Genomic DNA, 12,729 nt, shown 5'->3' on the forward strand with positions numbered 1-12,729 from the left:
TGTGGAAACGAAACAGGCCGGGAATTGCTTCCCGGCCTGCCGTTGCATCCGAAATGTTCGGATTAGCGATAGCGATAGTAGCGGTGGTGGTGATGATGGTTGCTGCTTGCGAGGGCGCTGCCGATCGCAAGGCCGATCACGCCACCGACAACCGCGGCACCGATGCCGCTGTTGTTATAGCCGTAGCCATTGTAGCCGTACGAGCGGCCGTAATAGCCGTTGTAACCGTACGACGGGTACGAATAGCCGTAGGACGGATAGGAATAACCGTACGACGGATACGAGTAACCATAGCTCGGGTAGCTGCTGTAGCCGTACGAGCTGTAGCCGTAGCTCGGGTAATAGCCGCCGTAATAACCACGGGCGTTCGCAGCCGACGGCGCCACGACCAGCGCAGCCGCTGCGGCCGCAAGTCCGATCAATTTTCTCATCGAAACACTCCTCGATCTTTACGCGTCGGCCACAGGGGGCTGACAGCCGACTCGCGAGCTTTTTGCTCTATCTGTGCTGTCAACTCGCTGAATGCCGCTAAGCTCCTCAAATCGTGAGGTAATCGAGCCCGATATCGACAGCCGGTGCAGATTGCGTGATGCGTCCCACCGAGATGAAATTGACGCCAGTTTCGGCAATTTCGCGGATGGTCTCGAGCGTCACGCCGCCGGAAGCCTCGAGCGGCACTCGCCCGGCGACAAGGGCCACCGCTTCCCGCAGGACGTGAAGCGGCATGTTGTCGAGAAGCAGCCGGTCGGCGCCAGCAGCGAGCGCGGGCTCGATCTGCTCGGCGCGGTCGACCTCGACCTGCACTTGAAGCCCGGTGTTCGCGGCCTTCGCCCGGCGCACGGCCTCGGCCACACCTCCGCAGACTGCGACGTGATTGTCCTTAATGAGTACGCCGTCATCGAGCCGCATGCGATGGTTTTGCGCGCCGCCCATCCGCGCCGCATATTTCTCCAGCGGCCGCAGGCCCGGAATCGTCTTGCGCGTGTCGAGCAGGATCGCGCCCGTGCCGGAAATGGCATCAACATATTGCCGCGTCAGCGTCGCAATACCGGAAAGGTGCTGGAACGTGTTCAGTGCCGAGCGCTCCGCCGCCAGCATGGCGCGCGCGTTTCCTTCAAGGCGCAGAAGGGTCGTCCGGACTCCGGCCGTTTCCCCGTCGTGTAGCAGTTGCTCGACCTTCACCGCCGGATCGAGACGCTTGAAGAACGCGACCGCAATCTCGAGCCCGGCTACCATGATCGGCTGCCGACAGTTCATGTCGGCGGTGAAGCGCGCATTCGCGTCAATGGTGGCGTTCGATGTGACATCACCGCCCGTGCCGAGATCCTCCTCGAGCACAAGCGTGACGAATTGGTCGAGGTCAAAATTGTTGGGAAGCGCCATGACGCGCGTCTAGGCTAGCGCGCGTGCCGCCGACAAGCTCAGTGCGCCGCCTGGGCGGTGTCAGTGATACGCCAGCGTCCTTCCTGGTAGCGATACGGCTGCGCATCCGCAGCCGTGAAGCGCTCGCCATCCCAGGCATTGACGGTCACCGTCACATTTCCTGCAACGACCTCGATCGCGTTGAAGCTCTGGCTTTGCTCGCGAACCCGGGTCGAAGTGGCAGTACCGGCCTGGACGACCAGCGTCCCGCCCGATCGGGTCACCAGGTCGCTCGCGTCGTGCGACGACGCATGATGATTATGACCGGCGAGCAGCATGTCGACGCCGACTTCCTCGATCGCGTCGAGCGCAAGCTCCTGAAGCCCAATCGCCGGCGTCATCTCCTCGCCGACCGGAAGCGCGAACAATGGATGATGCGTGACGAGCACGCGCATCGTGTCGGGGTCGCTCCGCGCGAACGTCTCGCGGATGAACGCGATCTGTTCGCGGCTGATGCGGCCGTCCTTGAAGGTCAGCGAGCGCGCAGTGTTGATACCGAGCACGGTCACGCCCTCGAGCTCGATGAATGGACATAATGTCTCGTCGATGAAGCGGCGGTAGCGCGTCAGCGGCGACAGGAAGCGGCGAAGCACGTCGTAGAGCGGCACATCATGGTTGCCTGGAACGCCGAGCACCTCGTGCCCGCCGTCGCGCAGCCGTTCCAGGAACTCGCAAGCTTCCTTGAACTGCTCCGTGCGCGCGCGCTGCGTGAAATCGCCGCTGACGACGATCAGGTCGGGCTTGAGCGTCTCGGCGCTCTGCTCGACCGCCTCGACCAGGCGCTGGTCGTGCGCACCGAAATGCAGGTCGGACAGGTGAAGCAAGCGGGCCATGGACCAAGAACGCCCCGCCGCCGCGAGGGTTCAGCCATTCGTCATGCTGTGTTCTAGAAACCCAGGAAGATGAGAAGCTTTACGTCCACGCCGAAACCCTCGGCGCGCTTCTCTTTCAGGAAATTGGGGATGTCGGGCCGGGCCACGAGATGGACCTTGATGTCCTCATTCTCGTCTCCCCCGCCCTCGCCGATCTTGCGGACACCGTAAGCGCGAACGAGCGTGAAGCTTTCCGCGAGCATGCCCGGCGAGGCATAGAAGTCGCCGAGCAGCTCGACGCGCTCCGCCGTGAAGCCGGTTTCCTCTTCTAGTTCCTTGATCGCGGTCGTCTCGGGTGTCGCATCAGGATCCTCGTCCCCGACCAAACCGGCAGGCAGCTCGACGCAGCGGCAGTCGGGACCGACGCGCGGCTGGTCGACGAGGATGATCTTGCCCTCATATTCGGCGATCACGACCACCGCGTTGATGTTGCGCGTGCGGCTCGCATATTCCCATTTGCCCCGCCTCAGCAGGCGCACGAACTTGCCCTCGCACATCAGCTCGGGCGACGGCAGGTCGTTCAAGTTCATAAGACGATGAGCTTGTCCGGAATCTCGTTGGTATCGGTCGCCGACCGCGGGAAATGCTCGGCAAGCACCTCGCCGACCCGCTGAATTGCGGCGACGATGCCGTCACCCGACCGGCCCTCGCGGACTTCGCTGATCAGGGCGGTCATCGCCTCGCCCCAAGTTTGATCGTCGGTCACCTTGAGGATCGCTTCGTCAGCAACGATTTCCGCGCGCCGCTCCGCCATCGATAGGTAGATGAGGATCCCCGTGCGGCCCTCGGTGCGGCGCTGCGCGGCGGCTTTGAAAACGGTCACGGCGCGGCGTCGCACGCGCCGGTGTTTGGTCGGCGCAGGCGTCAGCGCGATGCGCAGCGGCATCCACTTGAGGATCAGCAGCGCGACCGTGAACTTCAGCGCCGCAAAGACCATCAGCAGCGTCAGCAATTGGCCCAAAGTCGGCTCAGGCTGCCATCCGCCGAACAGGAAATTGTACCACCATTCAAGCGCCGTCGGCCGCCACGCCGCCCAGGCGAGCACTGCGAACAGCGGGATAAGCGCCCAGTGGAGCGCAACGTCATGATAGGCGTCGCTGATCGGGGTCGCGACGGCCACGATCTCACCGTTCGACTTCGATTCCGCCGCGGCGATCGCTGCGCTGACCTTGTCGTGGTCGGCCTCGGATAGCTTGATCACCACGAGCCCGATGCTCCGCCGCCGCCAAAAGAGCCGCCACCAAAGCCGCCGAAGCCGCCTCCGCCGCCTCCGCCGCCTCCACCGCCCCAGGACGAGCCGCCGCCATCCCATGAGCTGCCGCCCCAGCCGCCGCGCGAACCCCGGTTCAGCTCGTTGAGGCCCCACAGCACGACCCAAGGGTTAATCCCCCCGCCGCCGCGCCGCCGGTAGCTTCTACCGCCCGAGCGCCGTCTGATCATCGACAAGAGCACGAAGGCGATGATCATGAACCAAAAGAAGCCCGGCAAGGCCCCGCCGCTCGATTGCCGCCGCTGCTCCTGCGACTGCTTCGCGACCGTGACATTTTTCTTCGCTTCGTCAGGCGGGAGCGACATCTGCTTGATGATCGCATCCGCGCCCGCTTCGATTCCACCGCCATAATCGGGCGGGTTCTGCTTGAAGTAAGGAAGAATGTTTTCGCGGATGATGATGCCGGACATTGCGTCGGTCATATACTCGCCCGCTCCATAGCCGCTCGCGATCGCTACTTTGCGTTCGTTAGGAGCTACCAGAAGCAGGACACCGTCGTCGCCTTTCGCGCTGCCCAGCTTCCAGTACCGGCCGAGCTGATAGGCATATTCGTCGGGGTCGCGGCCTTCGAGGCTCTTGACCGTCGCGACGGCGAAAGCTCGCCCCGACTGCGCGTAAAGCGCCTGCGCCTTGGACTGGAGATCCAGAACCTGCTCGGGCCGCAGGATTCCCGCTTGATCAACGACGGGCGAGCCGTTGTTCTGCGGGAATGTCTGCGCTGCAACGGGCGCTGCCAGCGCAAAGAACGCCAGCAGCAGCGCCGCGATGATCTGTTTCACTTTAGCCGGCGTTGAAGTTCACGCTGGGCGCTTCCTGCGCGGCAGCGGAGGCTTCGAACGGCACCTTCGGCTTGGCGCCGTAGAAGATCTTAGCGCCAATCGCGTCCGGGAAGGTGCGGATGCGGGTATTATAGGCCTGCACCGACTCATTATAGTCGCGGCGCGAGGCGTTGATCCGGTTTTCCGTGCCTTCAAGCTGGTCCTGAAGCGCGAGGAAGTTCGCATTCGACTTCAGGTCGGGATAGGCCTCCTGAAGGCGCTGCAGCGAAACCGTCACGCGGCCCTGGGCATCATTGAACGCCTTCACCTTGGCGGGGTCGTCGAGGTCAGCAGGGGTAAGCTGGATACGTCCGGCATCGGCACGAGCCTGAGTCACGGCGATGAGCACAGTGCTCTCCTGTTTCGCATAGCCCTTCACTGTGTTAACCAGGTTCGGAATGAGATCCGCGCGGCGCTGGTAGTCGGCCTGAAGGTTCGCCCACTTGGCGTTGACGTTCTCCTCAGCGGTCGGAACGCTGTTAAGGCCGCAGCCGGCAAGGCTCAGCGCGGCAAGCGGCGCAATCAATCCGAAACGACGAAGCAAGCTCATGTGAGGTCCCCTAGGTGCGTCGCAATGTGCGCTTAAGTAGATGAGCGGCTGTTTGGTTTCAATGCTGTCTTAAGCCAGCAACACACAATTGGCTGGCTGTTTGCTTTTCCTGCGGCTGCTAACTGCGTTAAGGTCGGCGGGCCGACGCAGTGAGGAGTGTTCACCATGCTCAAGGAATTCCGCGAATTCATCGCCAAGGGGAATGTACTCGACCTGGCGGTCGCCGTGATCATCGGCGCGGCTTTCGCCAAGATCGTCACCAGCCTGACTGACGACATCATCATGCCGATCATCGGCAAGATCTTCGGCGGCCTAGATTTCTCCAGTTACTTCCTGCTGCTCGGTGCGGTCCCGGCCGATTACCACGGGTCGATGACCGACTATGCCGCGCTCAAGAAAGCGGGCGCGCCCGTGCTCGGCTGGGGTGCGTTCGTCACGCAGATCGTCAGCTTCGTCATCCTCGCCTTCATCATCTTCCTGATGATCAAGGCGGCGAACAAGGCGATGCGCAAAGCCCCCGACGCGGCCGCAGGCCCGACCGAGGTCGAGCTGCTGACCGAAATCAGGGACGAGCTGAAGCGGCGCTAGGCTACTCGGCGAATGTCTGCTTTCGACCCATTCCGGCCGCGGCGGCTTTCGACCCATTCCGGACGCGGCAGTTTCCGAACCGAAGCCGACTCTAGTGAATGAAAGCCCATCTGGCGAAACGTCCACGACTCGACATCCCCGCACGATGGAGTTAACAGCGGATTAACGAGTCGCAGTGCGGCTCGTGAAGGTATGATTCCCAATGCGCCAGGACGGTGGACCTCTAGCGTAACTGGGGAGAATCTACATGAGCAAAATCAGCAGATTTCTTGCGACCGCAGCCTTCGCAGTGGCTGTGGTGCCGACCGCGGCGGGCGCCGGCGGCAACATTTTCCTCACCGGCCATGATACCGACCTTCATGGGTATTTCGGCTCCGTATCGGCCGTCGCCGCCATGACGGCGGACGTGAACTTTGTAAGAAACGGGTCATCGCTTCCGCTGTTGGTGTTCGACAAGGGAACTAACGAACTCGCGGGCTTACTTACCAGCCTAGGCATTCCATACACGGCGATAGACCCTACGATCGCGAGCAACGTCACGGATTCCCTCTTCGATCCTACAGTCTATTCAGCATTCGCAGTGGCTTCAAATGTCAATTGCGGCGGCTGCGATCTCTTCGCCAGCGACGTCGCTAATATCGCCACGCACACTTCAGCCATATCCGCCTTCTTCAATGCGGGGGGCGGGATTCTGGGGTTCGCGGCGGCGAACGATCCAAATGGCTACGCATACGTCCCGGAGGCTGCTGCAAACGCGGGTGGAAACCCGCCGTCTAACGGTTTCGTAGAAACAGCTGCGGGGCTCGCAGCCGGGCTGGTCGCCGAGAATGGCGATGCCACGCACAATTATTTCCCAACGCCAGGGACGGGTGGCCTATCTAGTGCCTACCAGGTAGCTGAAGTGAACGGCGATAATGTCGAGTCCGTCTTCATCAAAAACGGCTCGATCGTCTGTACAGGCGATGACTGTGTCATCACGGGCGGCGGCGGCGCCGTGCCCGAGCCGGGTACCTGGGCCATGATGCTGTTTGGCTTCGGCGCGATTGGCGTAGCAGTACGCACTGGTCGCCGCCGGAAAGCACTGAAAACTCAGAGGGCCTAAGAACTCCCAAACGGACGTTGCAGGCTACAGCCCGGCGATAGGTAACACCTTCGCCGGGTCGCAGCTCGTTCTTGGCGTTAGCGAAGTGGCAGCTTTCGACCCATTCCCGCCATTGGCCATCGTCTCATCCTGCCTCATTGACCGTAAAAACAACCATGTGCGGGATTTAACTTGCTTAATTTTCGTTAACCACGATGGTTGCGATTGGACTCTGGGGCGAGTTGAGGGGGCATGCATGACGAAAGCTACGCTACCTCACTATTGGGGGGCTCACATGCGCCGAGTTTCTTGGCAGCAGCGTTTAGCTGCGCGAGCGGAACTTTTCTGTACCGTACTTTTGATTCTGATTGGGCTCGGAGTTGCTGCAGGGCCAGCTGAAGCTGGCCGCGGTATCGTTATCGACAACTTCACGAGCGAAATCTGGGCGGATGCTGGCCAAGGGGATACAGTTCCGCTCCCCTTTTCAGTCAATTACGGCAGCGGACCCCGTTCAAACGTGACAGTCCAGCTGCCAACCAGCTTCGGCACGCAAATTAACGGACTGAACTTTGCCGTCGTCGGACTAAACTTTAGCGCGACCGATAACCTCTTCGCGACGGTCAATGGGGGCACTTTGGGACAAGATGTGCCTGGGCTTAGGCTCAGTAACGAAACTCAAACATCAACGCCAATGCACCCGGTCAGCCAAGCCTCCTATTTTCAATTCGGGAACGTCTCACCGGCAAGCATGGCACCGCCGCCTTTTGGTGCTCCAGGTTGCGACACTAGCGGCATTGCCATGGCTTGCTACGGACCAATGACAGATTCGTCCCTGTTTCATTTTGTCGACCTATCGTCGACAGGTAGTGCGGGTGACTTCGAACTGATCCTGGAGTGCGGCGCACTGTGCGGTAACATCGGCTTCAATCTCGCCGGGCTCAGCTTCTCCGCCGACACATTCAATCCGGCAAACGCACCCTCCCAGCTTGTTGGCTATTCGTTAGGCCAACAAGTGCCTGGTTTTCACCAAGGGACTTGGGATTTCGTTTTTCGGAACTCAGCCGCTGTCCCAGAGCCAAGCACGTGGTCGTCCATGCTTCTCGGCTTCGGGCTTATAGGGTTCGCATTCCGCCGAGGACGCAGGCTTTTGGTAAACTGAACACTCGAAGGCGGAAGCCGTGCGCTATTCGACCTTCATCAGTTACAATCATAAAGACCGGCGATGGGCACAGTGGATTCATCGAGAGCTGGAGCGGTACCGCCTGCCAAAGGCATTGATTGGCCGCTCTAGCCCCGTCGGAGTACTAGACCGACGCCTGCCGCCAGTGTTCCAGGATCGAGAGGAACTCGCCGCTTCAACCAATCTTGCAAGTTCCGTCCAGGAGGCGCTCAGACAATCACATACCCTGATCGTCATCTGTTCCAGCAACGGGGCCAAATCCAAGTGGGTCAATGAAGAGGTCCGCCAGTTTGCGGCATTAGGTCGTCGAGACCGGATCCAGTGTTTGATCGTCCCCGAAGCCGATCCCAGGGGCGAACCACCACCCGAAGTCGACATCCTACCGCCCGCATTGCTGGAGTTGGGCGATGAACCCTTAGCCGCTGATGCTCGGAAGACGGGGGACGGCAAGCGCGCTGCTTTCCTGAAGCTCGTGGCTGGAATCATCGACGTTCGTTACGACGATCTTCGCCAACGCGAACATGCGCGGCGACAGCGGCAATTGTTGATGCTTGCCACGGCAGCAAGCGCTGGCTTCATCGTGATGGCGGGCCTCACAATATTTGCCTTCGTTTCGCGCGCTGATGCTGTTCGGCAGCGAGACGTCGCCCGGCAACAGACGTTAGCCGCGCAGCGCACGACAGACTTTGTGAAAGGTCTGTTCCAGGTGTCCGATCCATCGGAAGCAAAGGGCCGATCGATTACCGCTCTGGAGGTGTTGGATCGAGGCGCCCGGGAAATTCAAGGTCAGCTCGCTAATGAGCCTGATGTCAAAGCCGAGCTCATCAGTACATTGAGCGAGGTCTACACAGGGCTTGGCTCCTATCGACGCGCGGACTCGCTCATCCGAGCTGCGCTCTCGCTCCCCGTAACGAGAGACGAAACGCGAGCGAGGCAAATTGGCGTGTTCGCAGCTTCGCAAGCTTTGCAGGCCAACTACGATGCAGCTGTCAGCAACTTTAACATTGCCCTGAGGAAGATCGAAAAGCCGGCAGAGTTACAGGACCCGTCGCTCTACTCCCGACTGCTGATCGGTAAGGCGGAGGCGCTGGCAGCGCTCGACCGATATGATGAGGCACTGGCGGCCAGCAAGACCGCGCTCAAGTGGGACGGGGAGCGAGAGGGATTTAACTCTGAAAACGTCGCCCGCGACTTCGAGGCGATCGGACTGACATCACAATATGCACGTGATTTGGCGGCGAGCCGCACAAGCTATGAGAAAGCACTGGCCATTCGGTTGGCGGTTAACGGACGACTTCATCCGATTGTCTCTCAAGATCTGAATGACGTAGGAACTGCTGCCTATCTTCAGCGGGATACTGCTGCGGCTGAGCGTTTCTGGCGATCCGCGCTAGCGATCGATGAACAAATCCTAGGGCCCAACCATCCGGACCTTGGGAACTTGTTGAACAACCTTGGTCGGGTTTCGCTCGAGCAACGCAAGTATGCCCAGGCTGCTGCACTCCTTACTCGCAGCGAGCAGTTGTATCTCAGTCAGCGTAACGACACGCATGACGACCTTGCGTTCGTTTTTTCGAACTTAGCGCTAGCAAAGGATGGTCTTGGCGCGACGAGAGAAGCTGAAGACCTCTTCGGGCGAGCTCTTCGCGCTGCAGAGGTCCATAACAATCGCCTGATAGCGCCGATTATGGTTGACCTCGCGGATCTCCGATGTCGACGGCATGATTTCAAGACAGCTTTGTCGGATCTCGCCAAGGCTGCTCCTCTCATGAAAAAGCAATACCCGACCGATCCCTGGCGAATGGCTTGGGTCGGAAATACTCGGGGAGCATGCCTGCTTGCGCAAGGCAACCCGGCCGGCCGCGCTCTTATTCGAGCAAGTTCGCCGCTCGTTCTAGATCGATGGAAGAAAGATACTGACTACGGTGCTAAGGCGGAAGCCCGTCTTCAGAATGCGATCTAGCAAGCTAGCCGGAATCTTATTCCGTACCGAGGCGAGTGTCCGCTTTCCACCCAAAGCGGACATTAGCGACAATTCACTTCGGCTTGCCGCTGAACCCCGCTTCCTTGCGAAGCGCGTCGCCGTCCAGCAATGCGCCGTCGAGGACGACCTTATCGACGTGGCGTAGGTCGCCGATGTTCTTCTCCGGGTCGCCATCGACTAGGAGAAGGTCGGCTTCCTTGCCGGCAACGATTGAGCCGGTGCGGTTGTCGACATGGACGTTGTGTGCCGCAGCGATCGTCGCTGTTGCCAGCGCTTCGGCCGGCGTCATGCCGCCCTGCACGTAAAGCTCGAGCTCGCGCACCAGCTCCAGCCCTGAACCGTCCGTGCCGGCGACGATGGGAACGCCCGCATGGCGCATCGCCGCGACATATTCGGTCATGTGCTTGAAGCTCGCCGCAGTATCGGCGCGGGTCGTGCCTTCCGGCAACGGTATCGGGCCCGCCTTGAAGCCGCGCTCGGTCGCCGGCGGCAGCGTTCCGACATAGGCCGTGTAGGCCGGCGAAACGGTGCCCGCGTTGGCCATCAGCACGCCTTCAACGACGACCAAAGTCGGATCGACCGCGATCTTCTTTTCCGACAGCGTCTTGATCACCGTCCGCGTCGGCTCCGCGTCGAACTTCACGTCCTTGAAGTAGCGGCCCGGCCCGGTCATCCGCAGCGTCGTATTCGACTTGGCGACGACATCGTCGGGCATCGCCTGCATTGTCGCGAAGTAGATGTGTGTGATCTCGTCATAGCCCGCATTCACCGCGTCGAGCGTCCGCATACCCGCCGGGATGTGGCCGTGAACGTGGAGGCCCAACTCGTGCGCAAGCTTGGCCGCAGGCGGGATCCACGCCGGATTCATCGACGTGTAGAACTTCACGGCGGTCATGCCCGCCGCCTTGATCTTACGCACCGCGGCGAGCGTTTCGTCGAGGCTGTCGACGGTGATGCTGCCCTGCGCGGCGAGAGGACCCTTGCGGTCGACAATGACCGAGGTGAACGCCTCCGGGTCGACCAACGTGCCGGCGATGCGGCGACTGGCCTGCGACTGCGCGAGCTCGATGCTACCGCCCGGGTTGCGGATCGATGTTACGCCGATGGCGACCTCGCTGAGCGCGTTGAAATCGTCCGACATGTGCATGTGGCTGTCCCACAGGCCGGGGACGAGCGTCTTGCCGGTGCCGTCGATGACGCGCGTGTCGCCCGTCATCTTGGGCATCATCGTCCCAACCATCTGGATCTTGCTGTTGGCCACGACGACGTTCTGGCCCTCGACGAATTTCTGGTTGTCGGCGTCGTAGATTTTCACGTTGCGGAACAGGATCGGCTTGCGCGATTCCGCGGTCAGCAGCCGCTTGGCAATTGCGGGCGCGAGATCGGCAATCGCTGCTTCCTGTGCCGCGATGATCGCCTTGAGGTTGCCTTCGTAACCCGCCGGAACTAGCCCGAGGCCGCCCCAAAAACCGAACAGCTTGCCGTTGTTCTCGAGCCAGGCCGGCTGCGGCGACTGGCCGATCCCCTTCAGGAAATAGAGCCGGATCGTCTTCGGCCCGGCCGGGCCGGTTACGGACAATGTCGTTTTCGAGGGCTCAAGCGTACCGTGACCGGATGGAAGGAGGTCGACGCCCTTGCCGCCTGCCTTGTAGAATGGCGCGACGGTCGCGCTCGACGACAGGAACGTGCCCCCGAACGTGTTGTAGACCGCGTTCCCAGCCGGCGCTTCGCCCTCGTCGACCGGCGACTTCCACTTCGCGATTGCCTTATCGATGGCGAAGGTCTCGCCGGAATCCCCGCTCGGGGTGACGCCGCGGATGGTGATGCTCGTCGGCCTGCCCGCCGCATCGACCTTCACCACTTCGTCCTGCTCGAACACGAGGCCGCGCAGGAGGATAGATTCACGGAAGGCCATGCTGCCGTCGGGCATCGTCCATGCCCATTCGTCACCGTGCTTGCCGGCCTCGGAGATCACGACAAAATGCGTCGCGTTCGCCGGTGGCGTCATCAGCTTCTCTTTGGGCGTCTGGGCGGCGAGCGCGCTTGCCGCGCTGGCAGTGAGAAGTGCGGCGAGCATGAAACGGCGCATTGCTGATCCCCCGATATGATGCGGCCGACCGTGGCGCGGTAACGGCCGTTTCGCAACCGTTCCTTCGACGAGCGAGCTCAGTCTGCTGCAAGCAGTTGAATTTGAGGAAAGTGGGGAGCTTCTGTTGCCCGGTGCTCCCCGTACCGCTGGAATCCCCTTCTGTTGCCCGGTGGGGTCCAACCGCGCTTAAGCCTAGTAACGTCAGTTCGTTAGAACGTCAGTTACGCAGCAATCGCGAGCGCCTCGTTATCGTTGGCACTTGTGTGAATGAACCGTCGCGGTGGCTCAAACCGATCGGCAATCAGGCCTTTATTACACTCGTCGATCCTATTTCGCCCCCATCAGCAACCGCGCCTCAGCGCTGCTGGTGGTGGAGGCGCCGGGGTACTGCCCCCCGGGTCCGAAGTGCCTATTCCGCCTAACATTCTACCGACATAGCCGGTTGCCCGGCACCGACTTAGATAGGCGATCCGCGCCCCAATCTCAAGGATTCCCCTCCGGACCGCCGGAAAACGTGGCCACATTTGCCTCTGGAAAATCCGTACGGAGACCTGATAAGACATTTCCAGCCATTCAGACGTTCAGGGGACTCAAACATATGAAAAAACTTGCTTTTGTGGTTGCGGGTGTCGCCGCGCTCGGCCTGTCGGCCTGCAGCTCCAACAACCAGGACCAGGTGAATAATGCGGAGCTGAACCAGCCCGCGGCCGAAGACCTCAATCAGGCAGCCTCGGACGCGGCGAATGACGCTGCGAACAGCGAAGCGGCAGCCCTGAGCAATCAGGCGGCGGAGCTCAACGCGACCGCGCCGGCGGCCGACAACACTTCCAACCCGAGCGACGATCAGGAACAGAACGTCAGCGGGATGTAATTGC

Annotated in this window: 13 protein-coding genes and 1 other RNA gene; 5 read left to right on the forward strand and 9 right to left on the reverse strand. The window is 61.0% G+C overall.

Annotated elements, in window-relative coordinates; genetic code table 11:
• Positions 1–62: 62 nt before the first annotated feature.
• The 7 genes from ABD704_RS04670 to ABD704_RS04700 form a co-directional block, all read right to left on the reverse strand.
• Complete coding sequence (locus tag ABD704_RS04670) at positions 63–431, reverse strand: hypothetical protein (protein ID WP_344698517.1); 369 nt, start codon at positions 429–431, stop codon at positions 63–65.
• 106 nt (positions 432–537) lie between these two features.
• Positions 538–1,383 (reverse strand): carboxylating nicotinate-nucleotide diphosphorylase, encoded by an 846-nt coding sequence (gene nadC, locus ABD704_RS04675; RefSeq protein ID WP_344698518.1) that lies wholly within the window; start codon positions 1,381–1,383, stop codon positions 538–540.
• Positions 1,384–1,421: 38 nt separating this feature from the next.
• Positions 1,422–2,255: a metallophosphoesterase family protein gene (locus tag ABD704_RS04680; protein ID WP_344698519.1), complete on the reverse strand. Its 834-nt coding sequence runs from the start codon at positions 2,253–2,255 to the stop codon at positions 1,422–1,424.
• Positions 2,256–2,308: 53 nt separating this feature from the next.
• Positions 2,309–2,824, reverse strand: coding sequence for an NUDIX hydrolase (locus tag ABD704_RS04685; protein WP_344698520.1), 516 nt, complete (start codon positions 2,822–2,824; stop codon positions 2,309–2,311).
• Positions 2,821–3,495 (reverse strand): TPM domain-containing protein, encoded by a 675-nt coding sequence (locus tag ABD704_RS04690; RefSeq protein WP_344698521.1) that lies wholly within the window; start codon positions 3,493–3,495, stop codon positions 2,821–2,823. The genes ABD704_RS04685 and ABD704_RS04690 overlap by 4 nt, the downstream gene beginning before the upstream one ends.
• The gene (locus ABD704_RS04695; RefSeq protein WP_344698522.1) at positions 3,492–4,343 is read right to left on the reverse strand and encodes a TPM domain-containing protein; all 852 of its coding nucleotides are present in this window, start codon (positions 4,341–4,343) and stop codon (positions 3,492–3,494) included. The genes ABD704_RS04690 and ABD704_RS04695 overlap by 4 nt, the downstream gene beginning before the upstream one ends.
• 1 nt (position 4,344) lies before the next feature.
• Positions 4,345–4,932: a LemA family protein gene (locus ABD704_RS04700; RefSeq protein WP_344698523.1), complete on the reverse strand. Its 588-nt coding sequence runs from the start codon at positions 4,930–4,932 to the stop codon at positions 4,345–4,347.
• Between the two features lie 165 nt (positions 4,933–5,097).
• On the opposite strand from ABD704_RS04700, the gene mscL reads away from it, so the two are divergent.
• The 4 genes from mscL (at position 5,098) to ABD704_RS04720 (ending at position 9,744) form a co-directional block, all read left to right on the forward strand.
• Entirely contained in the window at positions 5,098–5,520 is a 423-nt protein-coding gene (gene mscL, locus ABD704_RS04705) for a large conductance mechanosensitive channel protein MscL (protein ID WP_344698524.1), read from the forward strand.
• A gap of 247 nt (positions 5,521–5,767) precedes the next feature.
• Positions 5,768–6,622 carry a PEPxxWA-CTERM sorting domain-containing protein gene (locus ABD704_RS04710; protein ID WP_344698525.1) on the forward strand — a complete coding sequence of 285 codons (855 nt, stop codon included), beginning with the start codon at positions 5,768–5,770 and terminating at the stop codon, positions 6,620–6,622.
• Positions 6,623–6,857: 235 nt separating this feature from the next.
• On the forward strand, positions 6,858–7,760 hold the full coding sequence (locus ABD704_RS04715) for a PEPxxWA-CTERM sorting domain-containing protein (protein WP_344698526.1): 903 nt from the start codon (positions 6,858–6,860) through the stop codon (positions 7,758–7,760).
• 19 nt (positions 7,761–7,779) lie between these two features.
• The gene (locus tag ABD704_RS04720; RefSeq protein WP_344698527.1) at positions 7,780–9,744 is read left to right on the forward strand and encodes a tetratricopeptide repeat protein; all 1,965 of its coding nucleotides are present in this window, start codon (positions 7,780–7,782) and stop codon (positions 9,742–9,744) included.
• A 73-nt stretch (positions 9,745–9,817) separates the two neighbouring features.
• Here ABD704_RS04720 and ABD704_RS04725 read toward each other — a convergent pair whose 3' ends face one another.
• Entirely contained in the window at positions 9,818–11,854 is a 2,037-nt protein-coding gene (locus tag ABD704_RS04725) for an amidohydrolase family protein (RefSeq protein ID WP_344698528.1), read from the reverse strand.
• Positions 11,855–12,002: 148 nt separating this feature from the next.
• Positions 12,003–12,345, reverse strand: a transfer-messenger RNA (tmRNA) gene (gene ssrA / locus ABD704_RS04730).
• Between the two features lie 107 nt (positions 12,346–12,452).
• Here ssrA and ABD704_RS04735 point away from each other — a divergent pair.
• Positions 12,453–12,725 (forward strand): hypothetical protein, encoded by a 273-nt coding sequence (locus tag ABD704_RS04735; protein ID WP_344698529.1) that lies wholly within the window; start codon positions 12,453–12,455, stop codon positions 12,723–12,725.
• Positions 12,726–12,729 lie beyond the last annotated feature (4 nt).

The organism is Sphingomonas limnosediminicola, from assembly GCF_039537965.1.
Taxonomy (GTDB): Bacteria; Pseudomonadota; Alphaproteobacteria; order Sphingomonadales; family Sphingomonadaceae; genus Sphingomicrobium; species Sphingomicrobium limnosediminicola.

Coding starts and splice junctions, on each gene's coding strand:
- ABD704_RS04725 (WP_344698528.1), bottom strand. CDS start 11,854: ATGCGCCGTTTCATGCTCGCCGCACTTCTCACTGCCAGCGCGGCAAGC.
- ABD704_RS04735 (WP_344698529.1), top strand. CDS start 12,453: ATGAAAAAACTTGCTTTTGTGGTTGCGGGTGTCGCCGCGCTCGGCCTG.
- ABD704_RS04710 (WP_344698525.1), top strand. CDS start 5,768: ATGAGCAAAATCAGCAGATTTCTTGCGACCGCAGCCTTCGCAGTGGCT.
- ABD704_RS04685 (WP_344698520.1), bottom strand. CDS start 2,824: ATGAACTTGAACGACCTGCCGTCGCCCGAGCTGATGTGCGAGGGCAAG.
- ABD704_RS04700 (WP_344698523.1), bottom strand. CDS start 4,932: ATGAGCTTGCTTCGTCGTTTCGGATTGATTGCGCCGCTTGCCGCGCTG.
- nadC (WP_344698518.1), bottom strand. CDS start 1,383: ATGGCGCTTCCCAACAATTTTGACCTCGACCAATTCGTCACGCTTGTG.
- mscL (WP_344698524.1), top strand. CDS start 5,098: ATGCTCAAGGAATTCCGCGAATTCATCGCCAAGGGGAATGTACTCGAC.
- ABD704_RS04715 (WP_344698526.1), top strand. CDS start 6,858: ATGACGAAAGCTACGCTACCTCACTATTGGGGGGCTCACATGCGCCGA.
- ABD704_RS04670 (WP_344698517.1), bottom strand. CDS start 431: ATGAGAAAATTGATCGGACTTGCGGCCGCAGCGGCTGCGCTGGTCGTG.
- ABD704_RS04680 (WP_344698519.1), bottom strand. CDS start 2,255: ATGGCCCGCTTGCTTCACCTGTCCGACCTGCATTTCGGTGCGCACGAC.